The sequence below is a fragment of the Nocardiopsis halophila DSM 44494 genome (assembly GCF_000341245.1).
Classification (GTDB): Bacteria; Actinomycetota; Actinomycetes; order Streptosporangiales; family Streptosporangiaceae; genus Nocardiopsis_A; species Nocardiopsis_A halophila.
On record NZ_ANAD01000234.1, the window covers coordinates 1 to 24,328 of the forward strand.

Consider the following 24,328-nt stretch of genomic DNA (forward strand, 5'->3'; position numbering starts at 1 on the left):
GCCCTGGACGACGCCCGGGCCGCCGCCGGGGTGCTGCACGGGCTGCTGGAGCGGCTGGGCCCCATGGGCGTGGACAGCGTGGAGGAGCTGTGCGCGTTCCGCACCGCCCCCACCCGGGCCCAGCGCTCCAAACGGCACCTGGGCGAGGGCCTGCCCGACGCGCCGGGGGTGTACGTGTTCTCCGACGCCCGCGGCGAGGCGCTGTACGTGGGCAAGAGCACCTCGCTGCGCAAACGGGTGCGCTCCTACTTCACCGCCGCCGAGACCCGCGGCCGGGTGCGCGAGATGATCGGCCTGGTCGAGGGGGTCACCCCGATCCCGTGTGCCACCGGCCTGGAGGCCGAGGTGCGCGAGATGCGGCTGATCGCCGAGCGCAAACCGCCCTACAACCGCCGCTCGCGCAACCCCGAGCGGGCCAGCTGGATCAAGCTGACCCCCGAGGCCTTCCCCCGGCTGTCCAAGGTGCGCACGGTCCGCGACGACGGCGCCCCGTATCTGGGCCCCTTCACCTCGGCGCGCGAGGCCGAGCTGGCCCGCGAGGCGCTGCTGGACGCCTTCCCCCTGCGCCAGTGCACCCGCAGGATCGGGCGCGGCGACGCCGGCCCGGCCTGCGTGCTGGCGCAGATGGGCCGGTGCGGCGCCCCCTGCACCGGCGCCGAGGGGCCCGAGGAGTACGCGGTGCACGCCGACGCCGCCCGCGAGGCCATGACCGGCGACCCGGACACGGTGGTGGAGGCGCTGCGCGGCGCCATCGCCGGCCTCTCGGCCGACCTGCGCTACGAGGAGGCGGCGGTGCGCCGGGACCGCCTGGCCGCCTTCCTGCGCGGTGCCGCCCGCTCGCAGCGGCTGTCGGCGCTGACCGGCATCGGCGAGCTGGTGGCCGCCCGCCCGCTGGCCGGGGCGCCCGGCTCCTGGGAGGTGCACGCGGTGCGCCGCGGGCGGCTGGCGGCCGCCGCGGTGATGGAGCCCGGCGCCGACCCGCACGGCTTCGTCGCCGCGCTGCTCGCCACGGCCGAGACGGTCCCGCCCGGCCCCGGTCCGGCGCCGGCCGCCGCGCCCCAGGAGACCGAGTGCGTGCTGCGCTGGCTGGAGGGCCCGGGGGTGCGGCTGGTCGAGCTCGACGCGCCGTGGACATGCCCCGCCCGCGGCGCCGAACGCCACCGCGACCTGACAGACTGGGCGCGGGAGACGACCGCCGAGCACAGTTGAACGGACCCGCGCGCCCATGGCAGGCATACCGCTGAGCGACGACTACCCGGTCCGCCGGGTCCCGGCCGTGACCTACCTGCTCATCGCCGCCAACGTCGCGGTCTACCTCGCCTCCCCCATGTCGATGGTCGCGCTGTGGTACGGCGGCGACCTGGCCGAGCGCGTCTGCGCCGTGGACGCCTACGTCTTCCGCTGGGGAGCGGTCCCCGTCGAGCTGTTCACCGGCGAGCAGGTCTCCTCCCCCTCGCCCTGCCCGGGCGAGCCGGGCGGTGCCGCCCCCTGGCTGACCGTGCTCACCTCGATGTTCCTGCACGGGGACGCGCTGCACCTGCTGAGCAACATGGTCTACCTGTTCGTCTTCGGCCCGGTGGTGGAGGACCGGCTGGGCCGGGTCCGCTACAGCGGCCTGTACCTGGCCTCCGGCGCGGTCGCCACGCTGGCCTACGCGCTGACCGACACCGCCTCGCAGATCCCCTTGGTGGGGGCCTCCGGCGCGATCTCCGGGGTCCTCGGCGCCTACCTGGTGGTGCAGTTCCGCAGCCGGGTGATCACCCTGGTGTTCTTCGTGCTGCCGGTGCGGCTGCCCGGGTGGGCGCTCGTGGGCACCTATTTCGTGCTCCAGTATGTTCTGTACGTCAGCGTCTCGCTGTACCCCGGAGGCGGGCAGACGAACGTGGCCTACGCCGCGCACGTGTACGGGTTCGTCGCCGGGGCGGCCATGGCGCTGCTCGTCCACCGCATACGCTGGCGCGCCGGGACCCGGCTCTCCGACGTGTACTGACACCCTCGCACCCAGGAGGATCCCACCGTGATCACCGCGATCGTCATGATCAAGGCCGACGTGGACCGCATCCCGGAGGTCGCCGAGGCGATCGCCGAGATCGACGGGGTCAGCGAGGTCTACTCGGTGACCGGCGGGATCGACCTGATCGCGGTGGTGCGGGTGCCCCGCCACGACGAGCTGGCCGAGGTGATCCCCGGCCGGGTGAACAAGATCGCCGGGGTGCGCTCCTCCGACACCCACATCGCCTTCAACGCCTACTCCAAGCACGACCTGGAGTCGGCGTTCTCCCTGGGCATCTGAGGACCGCCCGCCCCGCGCCGACGGCCCGCCCCGCGTTGATCTCGGGGAACCCGGCCTTAAGAGCGCCCTGATGAGGCCGGGTTCCCCGAGATCAGCACCGAAGGCGCCGGCTCAGTCCTGCTTGGCCTGCTCCTGGCTGACGGCCACCCACCGGTCGAGCACGTCCTTGGCCCGCCCGTCGTCGACGGCGGCCGCCGCCCGCTCCAGCCCCGCGGCGAGCATCTCCTCCAGGCTCCCGGGCAGCTGCTCGGCGGCCGCGATCGCCGCCGCCGCGTTGAGCAGCACCGCCTCGCGCACCGGCCCGCGCTCGCCCTCGACCAGGGCGCGCACGGCCGAGGCGTTGACCTCGACGTCGCCGCCGCGCAGGTCCTCCGGGGCGGCCCGGCCGATGCCCAGGTCCCGCGGGTCGAGCACGTCCTCGCGCACCCGCCCGCCGCGCACCGTCCACACCCGCGAGGTGGTCGTGGTGGTCAGCTCGTCCAGCCCGTCGTCGCCGCGGAACACCAGCGCCGAGGTGCCGCGCCGGGCGAAGACCCCGGCCACCGTCGGGCACATGGCCGCGTCGAACACCCCGACCGCGGCCGCGCCCGGCTGGGCCGGGTTGGTCAGCGGCCCCAGGAAGTTGAAGACCGTGGGCACCGCCAGCTCCCGCCGGGGCTTGGCGGTGTAGCGGAAGGAGGGGTGGAACAGCGGGGCGAAGCAGAAGGTGATCCCGGCCTGCTCGGCCACCCGGGCGGTGTAGCGCGGCGGCAGGTCGATCACCACGCCCAGCCGCTCCAGCACGTCGGCGGTGCCGCAGGAGGAGGAGGCGGCCCGGTTGCCGTGCTTGACCACCTTGGCGCCGGCCGCCGCGGCGGTGACGGCCGCCATGGTCGACACGTTGACGGTGTGCGCCTGGTCGCCGCCGGTGCCCACGATGTCCACGGCGGGGCCGGGAACGTCGATGCGCACGGCGTTGTCCAGCATCCCCTCGGCCAGGCCGACGACCTCGTCCACGCCGGCGCCCTTGGCGCGCAGCGCGATGGCGAAGCCGGCGATCTGGGCGTCGGTGGCCGAGCCGGACATGATCTCGTTCATCGCCCAGGCGGTGTGCCCGCTGGCCAGGTCCTCCCCGGCGAGCAGGGCGTTGATCAGCCCGGACCACGTCGGGTCGGCGGCGCCGGGGGCGGATCCGTTCAGGGGACGGCTGTCGGCCGGACGGCTGTTCACGATGCGTCTTCCTCTGCGTCGGCGCGCCGCGGTGCGCGGCGCTGCGGTCGGGTCAGGCTCGGGCCGAGGGCGTGTGCCATCGCCATCGGGGCCATCGCGCGAGCTCGCAGTGGCGCGGAGCGGGACCGCCGGTGCACGGCGCGGCGGCGCGGTATCGCTGCATCGGAGTCGGGATCCGTTCGGTGTTCCTGAGGACCTCACATGGACCGGGTCCGCCGTCGGGGACCCGGTCCGACACTACCGGGCGCCTTACAGGGCCGCCAGCCCGTCCATCCGGGTCCGCATCAGCCCGGCCAGCGACTCGGCCAGCGCGACGGGGTCGACGGGGTGGCTGACCACCGCGTCCGCGCGCGACCAGGCGGCCAGCCAGCCGTCGTCGCGGCGGCCGATGAGCACCAGCACCGGCGGGCAGCGGTAGATCTCGTCCTTGGCCTGGCGGCACAGGCCCATGCCGCCGACCGGCGCCGCCTCGCCGTCGAAGACGCACACGTCGGCCAGCCCGTCGTCGAGCCGCTTGAGCACGGCCGCCTCGGTGGCGCACTCCACCAGCTCCACCTTGGGCACGTCGGCGGCGGGGCGCCGCCCGATCGCCATGCGGACCTGGTCGCGGACCTGAGCCTTGTCGCTGTAGACGAGCACCCGCATCCGGGGGGCGTCGGCGGCGTTACCCATGACTGAACCGTCCCTCACATCTCGCGCGGCCGGGGATCGCCCCCGCCGCGGCCCTGTCGCGTCGCGACGTTCGCTCTGAGACCTTCGCCACGACAGGATGCCAGTCCGAGTGCGACGCAGGCCACGCCCGGACGGCCTGTACGGGCGCCGCCGAGACCGTTATGAGACTTCCGGGACGGCGCAGGGCGCCCTGGCGGGCTTCCCCGGGGCCCGCGGAGGCCTCCTCCATCACGGGAGGATCACGATCCCGGGGGCGCGGTGCGGCCTGCGCCACCGCAGATCAGAGGAGAAGCGGCCCCTTCCGGGGGGTCGTGCACCAACCTCCGCCAGATGCCGCAATAATGCAGGCGTGGCGACAGCAACCGCGAACCAAGAAACAGCACCGACACCAGTACATGGTGCGGCCAAGCGTCCTGACCTGGTGAGCGTTGGCACCATCGTGTGGTTGTCCAACGAGCTCATGTTCTTCGCTGCGCTGTTCGCGATGTACTACACGATCCGATCCGTGACCGTGGGCAACCCCGACCTCGGGGAGTGGCCGGCCGCGCACCTCAACGTGCCGTGGGCGCTGGGCATCACCGTCATCCTGGTGGCCTCCAGCTTCACCGCCCAGGCCGGCGTGTGGGCGGCCGAACGCGGTGACGTCCGCAAGCTCCGCAAGTGGTTCTTCATCTCGTTCGCCATGGGCCTGGTCTTCGTCCTGGGCCAGGCGTACGAGTACTACGAGCTCATCGTGCACGAGGGCCTGACCCTGCAGTCCAGCGCCTACGGCTCGATGTTCTACCTGACCACCGGGTTCCACGGGCTCCACGTGATCGGCGGTCTGATCGCGTTCCTGATCATGCTGGGACGCACGTACGCCGCGAAGCGCTTCACCCACCAGCAGGCCACCAGCGCGATCGTTGTGTCCTACTACTGGCACTTCGTCGACGTGGTCTGGGTCGCTCTGTTCGCAACCATCTACTTCATCCAGTAACCCGAAACGGGGAAACCGTGAAATGGATTACCGCGCGGCGACGGCATCCCCTAGCGGGGTATGTCGTCGTCCTACTCGCGTTGGCCGTGTTCGGCGTGGGCTACTCCCTGGTGGCCCCCAGTGCCGACCGAGCCGAGGCCCAGGTCATGGCCGCCCAGACCGGTGCCGACCCTGCCGATGACGCCACCGTCGACATCGAGGAGGGGCGCGACATCTGGGTCCGCAGCTGCGCGAGCTGCCACGGGCTCAACGGCGGCGGCAGTGACAACGCGCCGGACATCACCGGCGCCGGCGGCGCGGCCGTGGACTTCCAGGTCAGCACCGGCCGCATGCCCTCCTCCAACCCGGACGCGCAGATGCCCCGCAAGGAGCCGGCGTGGGACCGGGAGGAGATCGACAACCTGATCGCCTACTACGAGCAGGAGATCGGGCAGGGCGCCGGCCCGGCCGTTCCCGAGGCGGCCCCGGGCGACAAGCCGGAGCGCTCCGACTTCGAGGACGAGGAGTCCTACGAGGCGGCCAAGGAGGAGTACGACGAGGCCTACGACGCCTACGTCGAGGGCGCCTCCGACACCCAGGCCGGGATGCAGCTCTACCTGGCCAACTGCGCGCACTGCCACAGCTGGTCGGGGGCCGGCGGCGGCCTGACCGGCGGCCACTGGGCCCCGGAGATCCACGACGCCACGCCGCGCCAGATCTACGAGGCCATGCTGACCGGTCCGGGGCAGATGCCCGTGTTCACCGACGGCGCCATCGAGCCCGAGGACAAGCAGGAACTGATCTCCTACGTGAAGACCCTCCAGGCCGAGCCGAACGCCGGCGGGATCTTCGACCTGAACCGCGTGGGGCAGGTCGCCGAGGGCTTCGTCGCATGGACGGTCGGTCTGACCCTGATCATCGCGTGCGCGATCTGGATCACCGCGAAGCAGCGAGCCCATGACTGACAAGACCAACAGCAACGACAACGGCGCGTCCGACGGGTCGGCCGACCGCGTCATCGGCACGCCCTCCCCCGCGGAGGGCGAGGCGATCGTGGCCGGTTCCGAGGACCCCGGCGCCGAGCACCCGGGGGCCTACCCCGCGGAGGAGACGCACACGCACAGCGAGGAGGAGCAGCGCCGCGCCGAGAAGACGGCCGCGGTGTGGTTCCTCATCGCCTTCCTCGCGGGCATCGGCTTCTTCGTGGCCTACTTCGCCTTCCCGCCCAACGCCGAGGGCGAGCCGGCCATCGCCGACCCGCAGATCGGCCAGTACTCGAACATGGCGCTGGGCGGCACTCTGGCCCTGGCCCTGTTCGGCATCGGCGCGGGCATGACCGTGTGGGCGCGCAGGATCATGCCGCACTACGAGGTCTCCTCGCCCTACGACGACCTTCCCTCGGCTCCCGAGGAGAAGGGGTCCTTCGGCGACTTCTTCATGCGGAGCGCGGACGAGAGCGGCTTCACCAAGCGGCCGCTGCTGCGGCGCACCCTGCTGCTCTCCATGGTGCCGCTGGGCCTGGCGCCCATCGTGCTGCTGCGCGACACCGGGCCGCTGCCCGGTGACAAGCTCAAGCACACGCTCTGGGAAGACGGCATGCACATGGTCGTCGAGGGCACGGACAAGAAGATCCGGGAAGAGGACCTGGCCGAGGACGGCGCGATGATCTCCGCCTTCCCGCTGGTCGAGGAGCACGGCGAGGGAGAGGGGCACGGCCCGGCCCTGAGCCTGAACGACCAGGCCAAGACCGTGGTCCTGCTGATCAAGATCCCCGAGGGCGACTTCAAGCCGGGGATGACCGAGCAGCAGATGAACTGGACGCACAACGGGATCGTGGCCTACTCCAAGATCTGCACGCACGTGGGCTGCCCCGCGGCGCTGTACGAGCGCGGAAGCCACCGCATCCTGTGCCCGTGCCACCAGTCGACCTTCGACGCCGCCGACGGCGCCAAGGTCGTCTTCGGCCCGGCCCACCGTCCGCTGCCCCAGCTGCCGATCGGCGTGGACGACGAGGGGTACCTCATCGCCAAGGGCGACTTCTCCAGCGCGGTCGGCCCCACGTTCTGGGACGCGGAGAAGGGGGACTAGCCGATGAGCACCACGACGCAGGCGCCCAAGGCGCTGCGCGGCGTCGGCAACTGGATCGACGACCGCTTCCACCTGGCCAAGACCGGTGAGAAGAACCTGCGCAAGGTCTTCCCGAACCACTGGTCGTTCATGCTGGGCGAGATCGCGCTGTACTCGTTCATCATCCTGCTGGTCACGGGTGTCTTCCTGACCCTGTGGTTCAACCCCAGCATGGCCCACACCACCTACGACGGCTCCTACGAGCGCCTCCAGGGTGTGGAGATGAGCGAGGCCTACGCCTCCACCCTGCGCATCGACTTCGACGTGCGCGGGGGCTTCCTCGTGCGGCAGATCCACCACTGGGCGGCGCTGATCTTCGTCGCCTCCCTGGTGGTGCACATGCTGCGGGTGTTCTTCACCGGAGCGTTCCGCAAGCCGCGCGAGATCAACTGGCTCATCGGCGTGGCCATCTTCACCCTGGCCATGGTCGAGGGCCTGTTCGGGTACTCGCTCCCGGACGACCTGCCCTCGGGCATGGGCGTGCGCATCCTGCAGGGCGTGATGCTGGCCCTGCCGGTGGTCGGGACCTACGTCTCGATGTTCCTGTTCGGCGGGGAGTTCCCCGGCGAGGACATCATCCCCCGGCTGTACATGCTGCACATCCTGCTGATCCCGGGGATCCTGCTGGCGCTCATCGTGGCGCACTTCATGATCCTCTGGCACCAGAAGCACACCCAGTACCCGGGGACCGGGCGCACGAACAAGAAGGTCGTCGGCACGCCGATGTTCCCGGGCTTCGCCATCAAGGCGGGCGGGTTCTTCTTCTTCGTGTTCGCCGTGATCGTCGCCCTGAGCGCGTTCGTGCAGGTCAACCCGATCCACCTGTTCGGGCCCTTCACGCCCACGTCCATCACCTCGGGCCTGCAGCCCGACTGGTACATGGGCTTCATGGAGGGGTCGCTGCGCATCTTCCCGAACTGGCTGGACTTCCAGGTCTTCGGGTACGCGGTGCCGATCGCCGTGCTGGTGCCGGGCCTGGTGATCCCGGGCCTGATCTTCGGCGGGCTGGCGGCCTGGCCCTTCATCGAGCAGTGGATCACCGGGGACAAGCGGGCGCACAACGTCGCCGACCGCCCGCGCAACGCCCCGGTCCGCACCGGTGTGGGCGTGGCCGGCGTCGTCTTCTACGGCATCCTGTGGCTGGCGGGGGCCAACGACATCCTGTCGCACACCTTCTCCGTCAGCCTGTACTGGACGACGTACTTCTTCCGCGTCGCCGCCATCGTCGGGCCGTTCCTGGGCTTCATCATCGCCAAGCGGATCTGCCTGGGCCTGCAGCGCCGGGACCGCGAGACCCTGGAGCACGGCTACGAGAGCGGCACGATCCAGCAGCTCCCCAGCGGCGAGTTCATCGAGGTGCACAAGGAGTCCTCGCAGGACACCGTGCACGTGCTGGAGAGCAAGGCCGAGGTCGACCGGATCGACGACGAGATGATCGCCTCGGTGGAGGAGCCGGAGTCCGACGGTGTGGAGGCCCCGGCCGCGCGCGGCCTGAAGGGCAAACTCCGCGCCGGGCTCGCGCACTGGTTCACCAAGGACAACGTGTCCTTCGAGGGGGTGGAGGCCCACACCGGCCACCACCTGCACCACGGTGCGGGCCACTCGGAGCATGACGAGGAGATGGCGGGCAGCCACTAGGCGCACCGCTCCGCTCCGCAGCCGAGGCCCGGCCCCCGATCCGTTCGGGGGCCGGGCCTCGTTCGTGTCCGGGGAGCGCCCACAGGGCGGTCCCGCGGGCTCCCGGAGAGGGCGTCAGAGGGATGCCGAGAGGCCCCGCCAGAGAGGGGGCAGGGCGGCGCCTCCGACGGTCCGGGGCGCGGCTCCCGGCGGCCCCGGTTCGCCGGCTCCCCGTGCCGGCGGGAGGAGCCGGGGTCAGCGCCGACAGGCCCTCCCGGGGCCGCTCCGCGGCCCCGGGGAACGGACACCGGACACGTGGATTACGGACGGCCCTCATTTGCGCTCTGAGCGCCCCGCTCCCCCGAGCGCATCGGAGTTCGGGAGAGCACGCGGAAGGCCCCTCACGAAGCCGTGAGGGGCCTTCCGTGCGTCCGGGACGCCTGAGCCCGCCGAGCCCGTCCGACGGACGGCGTGCGGCGCCGCCCTACTCCTGCGGGTCGCCGTGGACCGACCCCGGGGTTCCGGTGTCGTCGGTCTTGTCCGGCTCGCCGGTCTCGCTCTTGGCCAGCCAGTCGTCCCAGGACAGCTCCCAGTACGACCAGCCGTTGTCCCACTCGACCTGGCGGTCGGTGCCGGTGACCTCCAGCGGGTCGCCCATGGAGGAGTTCTCGTAGAACCACTTGGCGTCGGAGGTGGCCATGTTCGGGCAGCCGTGGCTGAGGTTGGCCTCGCCCAGGGAGCCGTTCCAGGGCGCCGCGTGCGTGAACTCGCCGCTGTTGGAGAAGCGGACCGCGTAGTCCACCTCCAGCTTGTAGCCCTCCGGGCTGTCCACCGGAACGCCCACCGTGGAGGAGTCCATGACCAGCTCGGCGTACTTCTCCATGGTCAGGTGGCTGCCGCTGGTGGTGGTGTAGGCGCGGGTGTCGGCGCGGCCCACGCTGACCGGGAAGTCCTTGATCTGCTCGCCGTCGCGCTCGACCACCATGCGGTGGGTCTGCGCGTCGATGGTGGAGCGCTGGTCGCGCCCGACCTCGAAGTCGAGCCGGTGGTTCTCCACCCCGTACACGCCGCCGCCGGCGTCCACCCCGGCCAGCCGCATGTTGACGCTCACCTGCTGGTTCGGCTTCCAGTACTCCTTGGGGCGGAAGACCGCGGTCTGGTCGTCGAGCCAGGCCCACGAACCCTCGTTGGGCTCGTCGGAGACGACCTCCATGGAGTTCTCCACCCGGGACTTGTTCTCCACCGGCAGGTCGAAGTTGACGATGATGGGCATGCCCACGCCCACGCTGTCCCCGCTGGTCGGGAAGTTCGACTGCAGCTCCAGCGCCTTGCCCTGCTCGGCGGAGGCGGTGGTGAACTGGGCGGTGAACTCGCTCTCCTCGCCCTCGGCGCTCTCGGCCACCGCCTCGACGCGCACATCGGCGCCGGGGATCAGGTTCCAGTCGCTGGTCCAGGTGGCACCGTCGTCGCTGAGCGTGCCGGTGACGGTGTCGGCCTCGGAGGGACCCTCCTCCTCGCCCTCACCGTCCTGCTCCTGGCCCTGCTCCTGGCCGTCCTGGGCGCCCTCGGGGAGCTCCTGGACGACCTGGACGTCGGTGACCTTGCCGCCCTCGGCCTCGACGGTCAGCGGGACGTCCGGACGCACGTCGGTGGCCCCGTCGCCCGGGGTGATCACCACCTCGACGGCGGGATCGGAGCCCGACTCGGATCCGGCCGGGTCGGCGCCGGAGCCCGTACAGGCCGACGCCACGACCAGCGCCGCCCCGGCCAGACCCGCGCCGACGCCGCGCGCCGCCGGCTTCGCTGTGAGCTTCACTAGGGTGCGCCCTCCTGAGCCTCCGCGCGGCGGGGACCCTCCCCGTCGCACTCGGGGAGACGCCGCCGCGGGCGGAAATGTTCCGCTGTTCCGGTTCGCACGCCTTCCCGGCGCTCTGCCCCGGACGGATACCGCCGATGGGTATGAACGTCCGAAAATAATACCCCGGCCGCCCCGCCCTCCCCACGTGGAGGTCAGGCGGGACGGCCGGGGCCGTGTCGCACGGGCCGGGGCCCGGTGCCGCTCCTAGTGCTGGAACTCCTTGCGGTAGTACTCGAACACCCACCCGATCGAGGTGAGGATGATCGCGAAACCGCCGATGAAGACCATCCACCAGCCGATCGCCACGCCGACCGCGGTGAAGGCCACGGCCATCGCGACGAACAGCGGCCACCAGCTGTGCGGGCTGAAGAACCCGTACTCCCCGGAGTTCTCGGCGATCTCGCCGTCGAGCCGGTCCTCGGGCGCCAGCCCGTGGTGGCTCTCACTGCGGCGGGCCGCCTGCCAGAGCCAGAACCCGACCATCCAGCCGAACCCGATCGAGACGACCAGGGCCACGGTGCCGGTCCACTCGATGTGCCCCTCGGCCACCCAGGCCCAGTAGGCGTACAGCGCCGCGGCGAGGCCGAAGAAGGTCGAGACGCCCATAAACAGATATGCCTGCATCTTCATGGTGTCGACGCCCTACTTCTCGGAGGTGGCGGCCGCCGGGACGGCACCGGGGGCGGCCGCGTGCGGGTGGTTGAGGTCGAACGCGGGGCGCTCGGACCGGATGCGCGGCAGCGAGGTGAAGTTGTGCCGCGGCGGCGGGCACGAGGTCGCCCACTCCAGCGAGCAGCCGTAGCCCCACGGGTCGTCCACCTCGACCTTGGTCGCGTTCTTGTGGGTGACCCACATGTTCCAGAAGAACACCAGCGTGGAGGCGCCCATGACGAACGCGCCGACGGAGGAGAGCTGGTTCAGCTCGGTGAACCCGTCGGTGGGCAGGTAGTCGGCGTAGCGGCGGGGGAACCCGGCCGCGCCCAGCCAGTGCTGCACCAGGAAGGTGGCGTGGAAGCCGAGGAACAGCAGCCAGAAGTGGAGCTTGGCCAGCTTCTCGTTGAGCATCTTCCCGGTGAACTTGGGCCACCAGAAGTAGAACCCGGCGAACATCGCGAAGACCACGGTGCCGAACACCACGTAGTGGAAGTGGGCCACCACGAAGTAGGAGTCGGTGACGTGGAAGTCGATGGGCGGGGAGGCCAGCAGCACCCCGGTCAGGCCGCCGAACAGGAAGGTGACCATGAAGCCGATGGTGAACAGCATCGGGGAGGCCATCACCAGCTGCCCGCGCCACATCGTGCCGACCCAGTTGAAGAACTTCACACCGGTCGGGACCGCGATGAGGAAGGTCATGAAGGAGAAGAACGGCAGCAGGACCGCGCCGGTCGGGAACATGTGGTGCGCCCACACGGTGACCGACAGGCCGGCGATCGCGATGGTCGCCCCGACCAGGCTCTTGTAGCCGAAGATCGGCTTGCGGCTGAAGACCGGCAGGATCTCGGTCGCGATGCCGAAGAACGGCAGCGCGATGATGTAGACCTCCGGGTGCCCGAAGAACCAGAACAGGTGCTGCCACAGGATGGCGCCGCCGTGCTCGGGGTTGTAGACCTGGGTCCCGACCATGCGGTCAGCGCCCAGCGCGATCAGGGCCGCGGTCAGCACCGGGAACGCGATCAGCACCAGCACGCTGGTGAGCATCGAGTTCCACGTGAAGATCGGCATGCGGAACATCGTCATGCCCGGCGCGCGCATGCACAGGCCGGTGGTGATGAAGTTGACCGCACCGAGGATGGTGCCCAGACCGGAGACGGCCAGGCCCAGGATCCACAGGTCGCCGCCCAGGCCCGGGGAGCGCACCGCGTCCGAGAGCGGGGTGTAGGCGAACCAGCCGAAGCTGGCCGCGCCGCCGGGGGTCAGGAACCCGCCGACCGCGATCAGAGACCCGAACAGGTACAGGTAGTACCCGAACAGGTTGATCCTGGGGAACGCCACGTCGGGCGCCCCGATCTGCAGCGGCATGATGATGTTCGAGAAGCCCACGAACAGCGGCGTGGCGAACATGAGCAGCATGATCGTGCCGTGCATCGTGAACATCTGGTTGAACTGCTCGGACGACATGACCTGCAGTCCGGGGTAGAACAGCTCGGCGCGCATCAGCAGAGCCAGGATGCCGCCGAAGATGAAGAACCCGAACGAGGTGATCAGGTACATGTACCCGATGACCTTGTGGTCGGTCGACGTCAGCCAGCTGACGATGATCGACCCCTTACGGGTCGACGCGGGCCGGTTCACGGCCTGCTGAGTCGAAGTCGCGGTCGCCATCAGCGGCCAGCCTCCTCGTCCTGGGACTCCTCGTCGCGCGCGGCGGCGTCGTCCTGCTGGTCGTCGTCCGAGGCGGCCTGGGCCTCTTCCTCGTCCTCGGCGCCGTCCTGCGACTGGGCGTCCTCCGCCTCGGCGCCGCCCTCCTGGTCGGCGGCCTCGGCGTCCTGCTCCTGGCCGGCCTCCTGGTCGGCGGCCTCCTGCTCGAGGGCGGCGGCCTCGGCGGCCTCCTCCTGCTCGGCGAACCAGGCGTCGTACTCGTCCGGCTCCATGACCTCGACCTGGAAGAGCATCCGGGTGTGGTCGGCGCCGCAGAGCTCGGCGCAGCGGCCCATGTAGGTGCCGGCCGTGCCCTCGTTGACCTTGACCTGGAACTCGTTGTCGTGGCCCGGGATGACGTCCATCTTGAAGGCGAACGCCGGGATCCAGAAGGAGTGGATCACGTCCGGGGAGTGCAGGTCGAAGTGGACGACGTCGCCCTCGCGCAGGACCAGGGTGGGCATCTGGTCGGGGGTGCCGGCCTCGGAGAACAGGGTCTCGGGCTCGGCGTCCTCGTCGTCGGCGGCCTCGGCCGCCTCGGCCTTGGACTGGTCCAGGTAGTTGAACTCCCAGCTCCACTGGAAGGCGACGACCTCGACGTTGGCGTCGGCCTGTTCGTCGGTCTCCAGCAGATAGGTCTGGTCGCGCGCCGTGAAGTAGAACAGGACGGCGATGACCACGATCGGGAGGACGGTGTAGAGCGCCTCGATCGGCATGTTGTACCGCACCTGCGGCGGCAGCTGCTCAGAGCGCTTGCGGTGGAAGATGATCGACCAGATGATCAGCCCCCACACGAGGATGCCGACCGCGAACGCCGCCACCCACGAGCCCTGCCACAGCGCGAGCACGCGCTGCCCCTGCTCGGTGATCGGCTCCGGCACACCCAAACGAGTGAACTCGTTCGACGCGCACCCGGTCGCGGCCAGTCCCAACGCGGCGAGCACGGCGCCACGTGGTGCCCATCGGCGCACTGCCTCGCGCCGATTCCTATGGCGGGTCGGACTCACGGATTGCCTTCCCAGCGGTGATGCCCGCGGCCAGTGCGCGGGCGGTCGTCTATCCGAAGCTTGTCAGGGGGAACATTATCGCGAACCGCCCGCTGCGCCGTTCACGGGCGTGCCAGGTCAGCGTGTTGCTCGACACCCCTTTCGGAGCGGGCGGTCCGTCCGGCCGGCGGGCCGGTGCGTGGTCCCCGTCCCGCTCGGGCGGGTCCCAGCGGAGCCGTCTCGGGCGGGCTAAGGCGAGAGTATCGCTGGATTTACAGCACCCTTAACCGGGTGCCCGTTAGCCGCGGGCACGGGTAAAGATCAGGACACGGAGCAGGACGAACAGGGGACGGAGGAGCCACCCGTGGGGGACCAGCCGCTGGTGACCGTGGAGGCGATCGGCCGCAAGTGCCCGATCCCGATCATCATGCTCGCGGAGCGCATCCGCGAGGTGCCGATCGGCTCCGTGATCGCCGTGACCGCCGACGATCCCGCCGCATCGTCCGACATCCCCGCGTGGTGCCGGATGAAGATGCAGGGGTTCGTCGCCGAGGTTCCGCTGGAGCGCGGGAGTGCGTTCCACATCCGGCGGATGTACTGAGGAGGCGCCCCGGACGGCGCGGCCGTTTCCCTCCCGTGACCATCGTGATGTTGGTCCGATCGGGACACCCCGCGCCGCATCCGGCTCCGCCCGGCTCCACGGACACCGGTCCGCCCCTCCTCCGCCGGTCCCGCACCCCGCCGAGGGAGGAGCGGAGGCCTGGACGGACCGGCTCCGCGCGCCCCTCCGCGACCGGCGTCGGCCGGCGCCGCCCGTGGCCGCGTCGGCGATCACCGACACCACCGCCCGCGGCCCGCTCACGTCAGGGCGCCTGGCACGGCGTACCCGGAGGTGGCCCGGCCTGGACGGCTGCGCCCGGCCACCGACGGGCGAGGGCGTACACGCCCTGCAGGTCGCCGCCCCCGAGGCGCCTCCGGCGGACGGTGGCGCCCGCCCATGGACACGGCCCCGCCCCGACCTCGCTCAGGGGGCTCACCCCACGAGCCGAATACGGCGGTCCCCACCGGAGCGAACCGCCTCTGCACACCCCTGGCCGAGTGCCGGGCCGCCGGCCTTCGGCCGTCCCCCTGCAGAGGGGGAGGCGTGCGTGCCCTGGAAGAGGCCGGACATGCGCGAGGGCCGCGCCCCGGATGCTCCGGGGCGCGGCCCTCGCCGCGCTCGTTCCCGCGAAGGGTCAGCGCGAGTAGTACTCGACGACGAGCTGCTCGTCGAAGGGCACCGGCACCTGGTCGCGCTTGGGGCGGTCGACGACCGCGCAGCGCAGGTCCTTGTGGCTGACCGCGAGGAAGCCGGCGATCTTGTCGTCGGCGTGCACGCCCTCGGAGGCCTCCACGAACGGCACCATGTTCCGGGACTTCTCCCGAACGCCGATCACCTGGCCCGGCTTGACCTGGAAGGACGGGATGTCGACCTTCTTGCCGTCCACGGTGATGTGGCCGTGGTTGACGTACTGGCGGGCCGCGTAGACGGACGGCGCGAAGCCGGCCCGCAGCACCAGGGTGACCAGCCGCAGCTCCAGCTCGGCGATCATCTCCTCGCCGGTACGGCCGGAGCGCTTCTTGGCGTTGTCGTAGACCCGCGCGAGCTGCTTCTCGGACAGGTCGTAGTACCAGCGCAGCTTCTGCTTCTCGGCCTGGCGGACCGCGTAGTCGCTCGTGGAGCGGCGGACGCGGCGGCCGTGCTCACCCGGGGGGTAGGGCCGCTTCTCGAAGTAGCTGACCGCCTTACGGGTCAGCGGGGTACCCGCGCGCCGGGACAACCGCACCTTAGGTCCGGTGTAGCGCATGTTCTCCTCTTTCCGCTTCGTCAGTGGAGGGAATCCCAGGTAAGGCTCGCCTAGTTCTGGGAGGGGGCCCACAGGCCGCCCGGGTCGCCGCGGCGATCGCCGCGTGCGCGCCGTTCCCTACCGGTGCGGCCGACCCGGACCGCGTACCGGCGGTGGCGCGTGCGGAGGGCCTCTCCGCACGAGAGCCGCCACGCGTTTCAGCGCGGCGGCCGGTGAAGGCCCCGCCCGGCCGGAGCCGGGCGGGCGGGTCGTTGTCCTACTTTACGCGGTCGGGCGGGGTGCCCGCGCCACAAGGCTCCTGCACACGGCGTCCCACCCCGCCGCGGCGGGCCCGTGCGGCCCCGGCCCCCGCCCGCGCGCCTCAGGCCAGGTGCGGCTCGACCTCGTCGGCGACCTCACGGCCGTAGCTGGCGGTGATCCGCGAGAGCAGGCCGGCCGGGGTCAGCTCGTACTCCGTGGGGCCGTTGACCTCCAGGCTGTGCACCGCGATGGCGTTGCCGACCTGGGCCGCGCGCTCCAGCGGCAGGCCCCAGGCGGTGGCGGCCAGGAAGCCGGCGCGGAAGGCGTCGCCCACACCGGTGGGGTCGGCCTTCTCCGACACCTCGGCGACGTCGACGGCGATCGGCGGCTCGCCCTTGCGGTCGATGCGCACGCCCTTGGCGCCCAGGGTGGTCACCCGGATGCCGACGCGCTCCAGCACCTCCTCGTCGCTCCAGCCGGTCTTCTGCTCGGCCAGGGCCTTCTCGTACTCGTTGGTGAACAGGTAGGCCGCGCCGTCGATCAGCTTGCGGATGTCCTCGCCCTCCATGAGGGCGAGCTGCTGCGAGGGGTCGGCGGCGAAGGCCAGACCCGTGCGGCGGCAGTCCTCGCTGTGGCGGATCATGGCCTGGGGGTCGTTGGCGCCGATCAGCGCCAGCTCGATCCGGTGCTCGGCGGCCAGGGCGGCGAGGTCGATCTCGCGCGCCTCGGACATGGCGCCGGCGTAGAAAGAGGCGATCTGGTTCTGCTCGCGATCGGTGGTGCACACGAAACGGGCGGTGTGCTTGCGATCGGAGGTGCGGACGCCGGAGGTGTCCACGCCGTGCCGTTCGAGCCAGGCGCGGTACTCCGCGAAGTCGGCGCCGACGGAGCCGACCAGCAGCGGCTTGAGGCCGAGGCGGCCCATGCCGTAGCTGATGTTGGCGGCGACCCCGCCGCGCCGCACATCCAGCTCCTCCACCAGGAACGACAGCGAAACCTGTTCCAGCTGTTCGGCGATCAGCTGTTCGGCGAATCGCCCGTCGAAGGTCATCAGGTGGTCGGTGGCGATCGATCCGGTAACCGCGATGCGCACTCGGAGTGCTCCTTGGGTCGGGGAGATCTGAACGAGGAACAACCCTACCCAGCCGCCTCGGGCCCCAGGGAAGGCCCCTGCAGGCACACGGTGTCCGCGCACGTCGAAGGGCCCGTCCCGGCCGTGCCGGGACGGGCCCTGGTCCGTGCGGCCCCGCCGCCGCGGACTCCCTAGTTGAAGGAGTCGCCGCAGGCGCAGGAACCGGTGGCGTTGGGGTTGTCGATCGTGAAGCCCTGCTTCTCGATCGTGTCGACGAAGTCGATGGTGGCGCCGATGAGGTAAGGGGCGCTCATCCGGTCGGTGACCACCTCGACGCCGCCGAACTCGGCCGTCACGTCGCCGTCGAGCTCGCGCTCGTCGAAGAACAGCTGGTAGCGCAGCCCCGAGCAGCCGCCGGGCTGGACGGCCACGCGAAGCCGGAGGTCGTCCCGGCCCTCCTGGTCAAGGAGCGCCTTGACCTTGCCCGACGCCTCGTCGGTGAGGATGATCCCCTGCGCCGTGGCCTCGTCGCTCTGAACCGTCATCTGCAAGCTCCTCCAAGAAGGCGTGTACGTCGACCCCCGTCGCCGGGCGGCGCCGGCGGCCCTCCGGAACCCCCGCGCGGCCGCGCACGGGGCCCTTCGGTCCTCAGCGGTCCCAACACCGAGGTCCGGTGGCGCATTCCGCCCCGGCTGGGCGCCTCGGTGCCCTGCCTCCAGGTTAGGTCCTGCACGGAGCGCCCGCCATCGTGCGGTCGCCCCGACCGTCGCCTCGCCCTTCACGAAGGGACGCCCCGCCCGCCCGGGGACCGGCCCGCCGCCGACGGTCGGCCGAGGCGTCGCCCCGTCCCTTCTCAAACGCCTTCTGCCGGGGTGTCCGGAGGTTCGCCGCCGGTGGGGCGGCCGGGCCTGAGAGGGGACGGGAGAGCGGAGTACCGGGCTCTTCGGCGGGTCGGCGGGTCGGCGGGTCGGCGGGTCGGCGATCGAGAGTGGCGGAATCACCACGATCGGCGTCGTGAAGTGGCGATTTCACCACTCTCGATGCGCATCGGGGGTGCCGACGGCCCTGCAGGTCCCACGACGGACGGGTCGGCGCGCTCTCGGCGCCCCCTCAGCCCTTCGCTCCGCCGATGTCGGGCCAGGTACGGGCGATGGAGGCGGCCAGCGCACGCAGTTCCTCGGCGGAGCGGGACATCGCGGCCTCCGTGGAGCCGGCCGACTCCACCAGCGAGTAGGCGGCCGTCACCCCGGCCTCGGCGGCCTCGGCCGGGTCGGCGGAGACCGCGCCGGCGGTGACCACGCACGGCACCCCGTGGCGGGCGGCGGTGCGGGCCACCCCGTGCGGCAGCTTGCCGCGCAGCGACTGGAAGTCGAACGACCCCTCGCCGGTGACGACCAGGTCGGCGCCTTCGGCCAGGGCGTCCAGGCCCACCGCCTCCAGCACCCGGGCCACCCCCGACTCCACGGTGCCGCCGAGCGCCAGCAGCCCGTACCCCAGTCCCCCGGCAGCACCCGCGCCCGGCTCGGCGCGCAGGGTGCGGTCCGGGTCGGTGGCGTCGGCGAAGTCGGCCAGCGCCGCGTCCAGGGCGCGCACCTGCTCGGGGCCGGCGCCCTTCTGCGGGCCGAACACGGCGCTCGCCCCGTGCTCGCCGAGCAGCGGGTTGTCCACGTCGGTGGCGGCGATCAGGCGCACCCCCTCGACCGCGGCGCGGGCCGGGGCCAGGTCGGCGGCGCCCAGCCCCGCCAGGGCGCCCCCGCCGCCCCCGAGCCGGTCGGCCGGGGCGGCACCGAGCGCGGCGAGCATGCCGGCGCCGCCGTCGTTGGTGGCGCTGCCGCCCATGCCCACGACGACGGTGCGCGCCCCCGCCCGCGCCGCGCGGGCGATCAGCTCGCCGACGCCGCGGGTGGTGGTGCGCGCGGGGTCGCGGTCGGCCCGGGGCACCAGGTGCAGGCCGCAGGCCAGGGCGCTCTCCACGTAGGCCGTCTCGCCGTCCAGCAGCAGGTCGGCGCGGACCGGCGCGCCGAGGGGGCCGGTGACCTCGGCGGTCAGGAGCTTGCCGCCGATCGCGGCGTGCAGTACCTCCACGAAGCCGGGACCGCCGTCGGACAGCGGGACGGTCCGGGTGTCGGCACCGGGGTGCACGTCGCGCCAGCCGGAGGCGACGGCCTCGGCGGCCTCGACCGCGCTCAGGGTGCCGGCGAACTTGTCTGGGGCAATCACGATTCGCACCCGACCAGTGTGCCCCGTCTCCCCTGCCCGGGCCAGGGGTCCGGAGGAATTTTTATCCGCTTCGCGATAACCAGATTCCGCTTGACGAAAGGATCAGAGTCCGGGCGCGCCGTACACCGGGAACCAGCGCCCCTTGTCCTCCTCGATCGGCAGGGGGCCNGCAGTTCCAGCGCGTTGTCCCGGCGCTGCCCGCCCGAAGGGGCGAAGGGGTAGAAGGTGCCGCGCTTGTACAGGTAGACCAGCGCCACCCTGCGGTCCTTGCCGTCGGCGAAGGCGGTCAGCGAGCACAGCAGGGAGGGGCCGAAGCCGGCGTTCTCCAGGCTGGAATTGACCGCGTGCACATCGGTCACCAGGTCGGAGATGCCGCTCTCGGTCGACGAGCGCAGCACCAGCCAGGTGTAGCCGTAGTCGTCGGCGACGGTCTCCACCGGCGGGCCGCCCCNGCTCCGTGACCTCGCGCTCCAGGTCGGCGAAGGCCTTGCCCTCGGCGGCGCGGAAGGCCACCGATCCGGTGCCGGTCGGGGTGAAGCCGGCCGCCGCCTCCAGCGTCACCGCCGCCGAGGGCAGCGCGAACAGGGCGTCCAGATCGGGGCGGGCGGGCTTAGAACGCCCGAGCAGGGCGCGGAGGAAACTCAACGGGGCTCCTTGGTGCGTGCGGCGGCGGCCCGGGGCCCTCTAGGACCCGGTGCCCAGCTGGCGGGAGATGGAGGACAGCTGCTCCAGGCGGCGCTCCACAGGAGGGTGGGTGGCCAGCAGCTGCCCCATGGTGAACCCGCTCTTGGAGAAGGCGGGCGTGAAGAAGAAGGCGTTGAACGGCTCGGCCTGGCGCAGGTCGCGGCTGGGGATGCGGGCCATGTCGCCGGTGATCTTGGTCAGGGCGCTGCCCAGGGCCGAGGGGCGCCCGGTCAGGTAGGCCGCGGCGCGGTCGGCGGCCAGCTCGCGGTAGCGCGACAGCGCCCGGGTGAGCAGGAAGCTCAGCGCCCACACGATGGCGCTCACCACCACCACGGCCAGCGCGATCATCGCCGGGGAGGGGCCGTTGTTGTTGCGGCCGCCCCCGCCGCCGAATGCGGCGAACCGCAGGCCGATCTGGGTGAGGAACCCGGCCACGATCCCCAGGAAGCCGGCGATGGTCATCACCATCACGTCGCGGTGGGCCACGTGCGACAGCTCGTGCGCCAGGACCGCCTCCAGTTCCTCGGTCTCCAGCCGGCGCAGGATGCCGGTGGTGGCGCACACCACCGCCTTCTTCTCGTTGTGGCCGGTGGCGAAGGCGTTGGGCACGTCGGTGTCGGCGACGGCCACGCGCGGCTTGGGCATGTCCGCCATGGCGCACAGCCGGTCGACCACCGCGTGCAGCTGCGGCGCCTGCTCCGGGGTGACCTCGTGCGCGCCCATCGCGTACAGCGCGATCTTGTCGGAGGTGAAGTACTGGACCACGGCGAAGCCGACGACCAGCAGCACCACCAGCGGCCAGGGCAGGCCGACCAGGATCAGCGCGACGATGAACGCCACGTACACCACGCCCAGCAGGGCCATGGTGAGCACCATGCGGGCGGTGAGCCCTCTGTCGGGGATGAACTTCGAGCCAGCCATCTACGCCCGCCTTCTCGCCGCTTCGCCCTGCATGTCCAGTCTAGGCCTGAGGGTGCCACGAACAGGTGAGAGGAAGGTGAGACACGCAGAGGCCGCCGCAGCGCAGTGCCGCGACGGCCTCGATCCGCCCCCGTGCGGGGCGCGCGCTCACCGGAAGACAGGCGAGGTCTCAGGAGACGTCGGGGATGAGCCCCTCATCGCCCAGCATCTCCTTGACCTCGTCCATCGAGGCGTCGGCCGGAGGGAGGACGAAGTCCGAGGACTCCAGGGAGTCCAGCGCGAGCGGCTTGCCGTGCTCGCGGACCTTCGCCAGCAGGCTGTCCAGGGCCTCGCGGAAGCTCGCCTCGTCACCGGAGTCGATGGCCTGCTCCAGCGTGGTGTCGACCGAGTTGAGCAGGTCCATGTCCGCCTCGGACAGGTCCAGCTGCCCTTCCCCCATGATGCGGACGATCATGCGCCCTCCCCCTGGCGGTTGGGCTGGGACTGGCCCTCGGAGCCGCTCTCCAGCTGCGGTGCCGCGCTCCCGTTGCCCTGGCCCAGCTCGTTCTTCATCTTCTCCAGCTCCAGCTCGACACCGCTGGTGCTGGCCATGCGGTCCAGCTCCGACTGGATGTCGTCCTTGGAGCTGCCCGAGACGTCGTCCAGGGCGCCCGAGGCCAGGAGCTCGTCCACGGCCCCGGCCCGGGCCTGCATCTCGGAGGTCTTGTCCTCGGCCCGCTGCACGGCCATGCCCACATCGCCCATCTCCTCAGAGATGCCGGAGAAGGCCTCGCTGATCTGCGTCTGGGCCTGGGCGGCGGTGTAGGTGGCCTTGATGGTCTCCTTGCGGGTGCGGAAGGAGTCCACCTTGGCCTGCAGGCGCTGCGCGGCCAGAGTGAGCTTCTGCTCCTCGCCCTGCAGCTGCTCGTGCTGCTGCTTGAGGCCGTCCACCTGGGACTGCAGACCGGACCTGCGAGTCAGGGCCTCGCGGGCGAGGTCCTCACGCCCCTGCTCAAGTGCCGCGCGGCTCTGGTTCTCCAGCTTGCCCGACTGCTGCTCGAGCTGCTGGATCTGCAACTCGACGCGCTTGCGGGAGGTGGCGACGTCGGCCACCCCGCGCCGGACCTTCTGCAACAGTTCCAGTTGCTTCTGATAGGAGTAGTCGAGTGTTTCCCGAGGGTCCTCGACGGAGTCCAGGGCTTTGGTCGCCTTGGACTTGAAGATCATGGAAAGTCGCTGAAACACGCTCATCGGCGTGGCCGTCCCCTTCTCGGTCCGTACGATCGGCTGTTCCCGGCGGGCGCTGTCTTCCAACCCTACGCGCTATGGAGGGCGGTCGCCATGCAGCGCCATCCACGCGGCGGGGACCGGCTACCCTGTGGGATGTGTTCCGACGTCGCACCGCTTCCGAATCCAAAGAGCCGGCCGTGGCCGACTCTGTCAACGGCGAGACTACTGAGGCCTCGCAGCAGAAGGGTTACACCCCTAAGAAGGGGGTGCCCACACCCAAGCGCCGGGACAGCCAGGCCGAGCTCCGCCGTCCCCTCAACGCGCCGCAGTCGCGCAAGGAGGCCTACCGGCAGTACCGCGAGCGCCGCGCCCGCGAGCAGCAGCGCACGGCCTCCAAGTCCGGCGCCCCCAAGGGCGAGGAGCGGTACTTCCGCCCCCAGGACCTCGGCCCGGCGCGCGCCTACGCACGGGACGCCGTCGACTCCCGGCGCAGCCTCAGCGAGTTCTTCCTCTACTTCTCCCTCGTGATCATCGTGGCGCTGATCGCCGCCCCCGTGGAGATCCAGGCCGGCATCACCTACATCGCCTGGCCGGTCATGATGGTCACCATCGTGGTCGAGGGCGTCTTCGTGGCGCGCAGGGTGAAGAAGTACACCGCCGAGCACTTCCCCAACGACGACAACCTGCGCGGCATCGGCCTGTACGCGGCCACGCGCCAGTTGCAGATCCGGCGGCTGCGGCTCCCCCAAGCNAGCCGATCGGCACCGCCGCCAAGGGCTGACCGGCGCCCCTCCCCTCCCGGAACCGACGCGCGGGACCCGCTCTGCACAGGGCGGGTCCCGCGCGCTTATCGTTCCCCCATGGAATTCCGTCACCTCGGCAGCAGCGGTCTCGTCGTCAGCGAGATCTCCTACGGCAACTGGATCACCCACGGATCGCAGGTGGAGGAGGACGCGGCCGTCGCATGCGTGCGCGCGGCCCTGGACGAGGGCATCACCACCTTCGACACCGCGGACGTCTACGCGCGCGGGCGCGCGGAGGAGGTGCTGGGCCGGGCGCTGAAGGGCGAGCGCCGGGACGGCATCGAGATCTTCTCCAAGGTCTACTGGCCCATGGGCGAGGGGAAGAACGACCGCGGGCTCTCCCGCAAGCACATCGTCCGCGGCTGCGAGGAGTCCCTGCGCCGTCTGGGCACCGACTACCTGGACCTCTACCAGGCGCACCGGTTCGACTACGAGACGCCGCTGGAGGAGACCCTCCGGGCCTTCGACGACCTGGTGCGCCAGGGAAAGGTGCTCTACGTCGGCGTCTCGGAGTGGCGCGCGGACGAGATCGAGCGGGCGGTGAAGATCGCCGACGACATGGGCTTCGACCGGCTGGTGTCCAACCAGCCGCAGTACAACATGCTGTGGCGGGTCATCGAGTCGGCGGTGGTGCCGGTCAGCGAGCGCGAGGGGATGGGGCAGATCGTCTGGTCCCCCATCGCCCAGGGGCTGCTCACCGGCAAGTACGCGCCGGGCCAGGCGCCGCCGGCCGGCTCGCGCGCGACCGACGAGGGCGGCGGCGCGCAGACCATGGCCAAGTACATGGACGACGAGGAGCTGCTGCGCCGGGTGCAGCGGCTGCGGTCGGTCGCCGACGAGGTGGGGCTGAGCATGGCCGCGCTGGCGGTGGCCTGGGTGCTGCAGAACCGCAACGTGTCGACGGCGATCATCGGCGCCAGCCGGCCCGAGCAGGTGCGGGACAACGTGCGGGCGTCCGGGGTGATCCTGTCTCCTGACGTCCTGGAGCGGATCGACGAGATCCTCGGCGACAAGGTGCAGCGCGACCCGGGCCTGACCATCAGCCCGGAGAGGCGCCCCTGAGCCTCTGCGGCCCGGCCGGTCCGGCACCGGCCGGGCGCGGTCCGGAGCTGGACCGACTGGGACTGCGCGGCCCTCCCGGAAACGCGGTCGGCCACGGTCGTGTCCGCTGGAGTGGTGGAACTGTCGGCCGCGCCCTTCCGAGCGGTGCGACCGCTGCGGCGCGACCGGCGTCCCCGCCCCGGGTGCGCGCCCCCT

22 protein-coding genes and 2 pseudogenes are annotated in these 24,328 nt (G+C 71.4%); 10 read left to right on the forward strand and 14 right to left on the reverse strand.

Annotated features, from left to right (window positions below; translation table 11 throughout):
* The 3 genes from D450_RS0125110 to D450_RS0125120 all read left to right on the forward strand — a co-directional run.
* Nucleotides 1-1,209 (forward strand): DEDD exonuclease domain-containing protein (locus D450_RS0125110; protein ID WP_017541385.1); only part of this gene is annotated, 1,209 nt, incomplete at its 5' end.
* Between the two features lie 16 nt (nt 1,210-1,225).
* Nucleotides 1,226-1,990, forward strand: a complete 765-nt coding sequence (locus D450_RS0125115; RefSeq protein ID WP_017541386.1) for a rhomboid family intramembrane serine protease — start codon at nt 1,226-1,228, stop codon at nt 1,988-1,990.
* Between the two features lie 27 nt (nt 1,991-2,017).
* Nucleotides 2,018-2,293, forward strand: coding sequence for an Lrp/AsnC family transcriptional regulator (locus D450_RS0125120; RefSeq protein WP_017541387.1), 276 nt, complete (start codon nt 2,018-2,020; stop codon nt 2,291-2,293).
* 111 nt (nt 2,294-2,404) lie between these two features.
* On the opposite strand, the gene trpD is transcribed toward D450_RS0125120, so the two are convergent.
* A complete protein-coding gene (gene trpD, locus D450_RS0125125) occupies nt 2,405-3,472 on the reverse strand; it encodes an anthranilate phosphoribosyltransferase (RefSeq protein ID WP_394296835.1) in 1,068 nt (355 codons plus the stop codon).
* A 279-nt stretch (nt 3,473-3,751) separates the two neighbouring features.
* Nucleotides 3,752-4,174: a hypothetical protein gene (locus D450_RS0125130; protein WP_017541389.1), complete on the reverse strand. Its 423-nt coding sequence runs from the start codon at nt 4,172-4,174 to the stop codon at nt 3,752-3,754.
* A 349-nt stretch (nt 4,175-4,523) separates the two neighbouring features.
* On the opposite strand from D450_RS0125130, the gene ctaE reads away from it, so the two are divergent.
* From ctaE to qcrB, 4 genes are read left to right on the forward strand one after another with little or no spacing between them, the layout of a single operon-like run.
* A complete protein-coding gene (ctaE, locus tag D450_RS0125135; RefSeq protein ID WP_169541702.1) occupies nt 4,524-5,150 on the forward strand; it encodes an aa3-type cytochrome oxidase subunit III in 627 nt (208 codons plus the stop codon).
* Nucleotides 5,151-5,167: 17 nt separating this feature from the next.
* Entirely contained in the window at nt 5,168-6,094 is a 927-nt protein-coding gene (gene qcrC / locus D450_RS0125140) for a cytochrome bc1 complex diheme cytochrome c subunit (RefSeq protein ID WP_083932782.1), read from the forward strand.
* The gene (gene qcrA, locus D450_RS0125145; protein ID WP_017541392.1) at nt 6,087-7,217 is read left to right on the forward strand and encodes a cytochrome bc1 complex Rieske iron-sulfur subunit; all 1,131 of its coding nucleotides are present in this window, start codon (nt 6,087-6,089) and stop codon (nt 7,215-7,217) included. The genes qcrC and qcrA overlap by 8 nt, the downstream gene beginning before the upstream one ends.
* A gap of 3 nt (nt 7,218-7,220) precedes the next feature.
* Nucleotides 7,221-8,894 carry a cytochrome bc1 complex cytochrome b subunit gene (gene qcrB / locus D450_RS0125150; RefSeq protein WP_017541393.1) on the forward strand — a complete coding sequence of 558 codons (1,674 nt, stop codon included), beginning with the start codon at nt 7,221-7,223 and terminating at the stop codon, nt 8,892-8,894.
* Nucleotides 8,895-9,357: 463 nt separating this feature from the next.
* Here the strand turns inward: qcrB and D450_RS0125155 are convergent, their stop codons facing one another.
* The 4 genes from D450_RS0125155 to ctaC form a co-directional block, all read right to left on the reverse strand.
* A complete protein-coding gene (locus D450_RS0125155; RefSeq protein ID WP_017541394.1) occupies nt 9,358-10,689 on the reverse strand; it encodes a L,D-transpeptidase in 1,332 nt (443 codons plus the stop codon).
* Between the two features lie 246 nt (nt 10,690-10,935).
* Nucleotides 10,936-11,361 carry a cytochrome c oxidase subunit 4 gene (locus tag D450_RS0125160; RefSeq protein WP_026124355.1) on the reverse strand — a complete coding sequence of 142 codons (426 nt, stop codon included), beginning with the start codon at nt 11,359-11,361 and terminating at the stop codon, nt 10,936-10,938.
* Between the two features lie 12 nt (nt 11,362-11,373).
* Complete coding sequence (gene ctaD / locus D450_RS0125165; protein WP_026128759.1) at nt 11,374-13,053, reverse strand: aa3-type cytochrome oxidase subunit I; 1,680 nt, start codon at nt 13,051-13,053, stop codon at nt 11,374-11,376.
* Nucleotides 13,053-14,096 (reverse strand): aa3-type cytochrome oxidase subunit II, encoded by a 1,044-nt coding sequence (gene ctaC, locus D450_RS0125170; protein WP_449289486.1) that lies wholly within the window; start codon nt 14,094-14,096, stop codon nt 13,053-13,055. The genes ctaD and ctaC overlap by 1 nt, the downstream gene beginning before the upstream one ends.
* A gap of 343 nt (nt 14,097-14,439) precedes the next feature.
* Here ctaC and D450_RS0125175 point away from each other — a divergent pair, with 343 nt between their 5' ends.
* The gene (locus D450_RS0125175; protein ID WP_017541399.1) at nt 14,440-14,676 is read left to right on the forward strand and encodes a sulfurtransferase TusA family protein; all 237 of its coding nucleotides are present in this window, start codon (nt 14,440-14,442) and stop codon (nt 14,674-14,676) included.
* A gap of 634 nt (nt 14,677-15,310) precedes the next feature.
* On the opposite strand, the gene rpsD is transcribed toward D450_RS0125175, so the two are convergent.
* The 8 genes and pseudogenes from rpsD to D450_RS0125215 form a co-directional block, all read right to left on the reverse strand.
* The gene (gene rpsD / locus D450_RS0125180) at nt 15,311-15,922 is read right to left on the reverse strand and encodes a 30S ribosomal protein S4 (protein WP_017541400.1); all 612 of its coding nucleotides are present in this window, start codon (nt 15,920-15,922) and stop codon (nt 15,311-15,313) included.
* A gap of 361 nt (nt 15,923-16,283) precedes the next feature.
* A complete protein-coding gene (locus D450_RS0125185; protein ID WP_017541401.1) occupies nt 16,284-17,255 on the reverse strand; it encodes a carbohydrate kinase family protein in 972 nt (323 codons plus the stop codon).
* Nucleotides 17,256-17,425: 170 nt separating this feature from the next.
* Complete coding sequence (locus D450_RS0125190) at nt 17,426-17,779, reverse strand: HesB/IscA family protein (protein ID WP_017541402.1); 354 nt, start codon at nt 17,777-17,779, stop codon at nt 17,426-17,428.
* A 565-nt stretch (nt 17,780-18,344) separates the two neighbouring features.
* Nucleotides 18,345-19,463, reverse strand: coding sequence for a glycerate kinase family protein (locus D450_RS0125195; RefSeq protein ID WP_026128760.1), 1,119 nt, complete (start codon nt 19,461-19,463; stop codon nt 18,345-18,347).
* A gap of 93 nt (nt 19,464-19,556) precedes the next feature.
* Nucleotides 19,557-20,099: pseudogene (gene pspAB / locus D450_RS31260) on the reverse strand (PspA-associated protein PspAB).
* A 39-nt stretch (nt 20,100-20,138) separates the two neighbouring features.
* Nucleotides 20,139-21,059 carry a zinc metalloprotease HtpX gene (gene htpX, locus D450_RS0125205; RefSeq protein ID WP_017541404.1) on the reverse strand — a complete coding sequence of 307 codons (921 nt, stop codon included), beginning with the start codon at nt 21,057-21,059 and terminating at the stop codon, nt 20,139-20,141.
* Between the two features lie 169 nt (nt 21,060-21,228).
* The gene (gene pspAA, locus D450_RS0125210) at nt 21,229-21,513 is read right to left on the reverse strand and encodes a PspA-associated protein PspAA (protein ID WP_017541405.1); all 285 of its coding nucleotides are present in this window, start codon (nt 21,511-21,513) and stop codon (nt 21,229-21,231) included.
* Nucleotides 21,510-22,289 (reverse strand): PspA/IM30 family protein, encoded by a 780-nt coding sequence (locus D450_RS0125215; protein ID WP_083932784.1) that lies wholly within the window; start codon nt 22,287-22,289, stop codon nt 21,510-21,512. The genes pspAA and D450_RS0125215 overlap by 4 nt, the downstream gene beginning before the upstream one ends.
* A gap of 74 nt (nt 22,290-22,363) precedes the next feature.
* Here D450_RS0125215 and D450_RS34330 point away from each other — a divergent pair.
* A pseudogene (locus D450_RS34330) lies at nt 22,364-22,960 on the forward strand (DUF3043 domain-containing protein); the annotation flags it as partial.
* 168 nt (nt 22,961-23,128) lie between these two features.
* Nucleotides 23,129-24,133, forward strand: a complete 1,005-nt coding sequence (locus tag D450_RS34335) for an aldo/keto reductase family protein (RefSeq protein ID WP_026128761.1) — start codon at nt 23,129-23,131, stop codon at nt 24,131-24,133.
* The last annotated feature ends 195 nt before the right edge of the window (nt 24,134-24,328 follow it).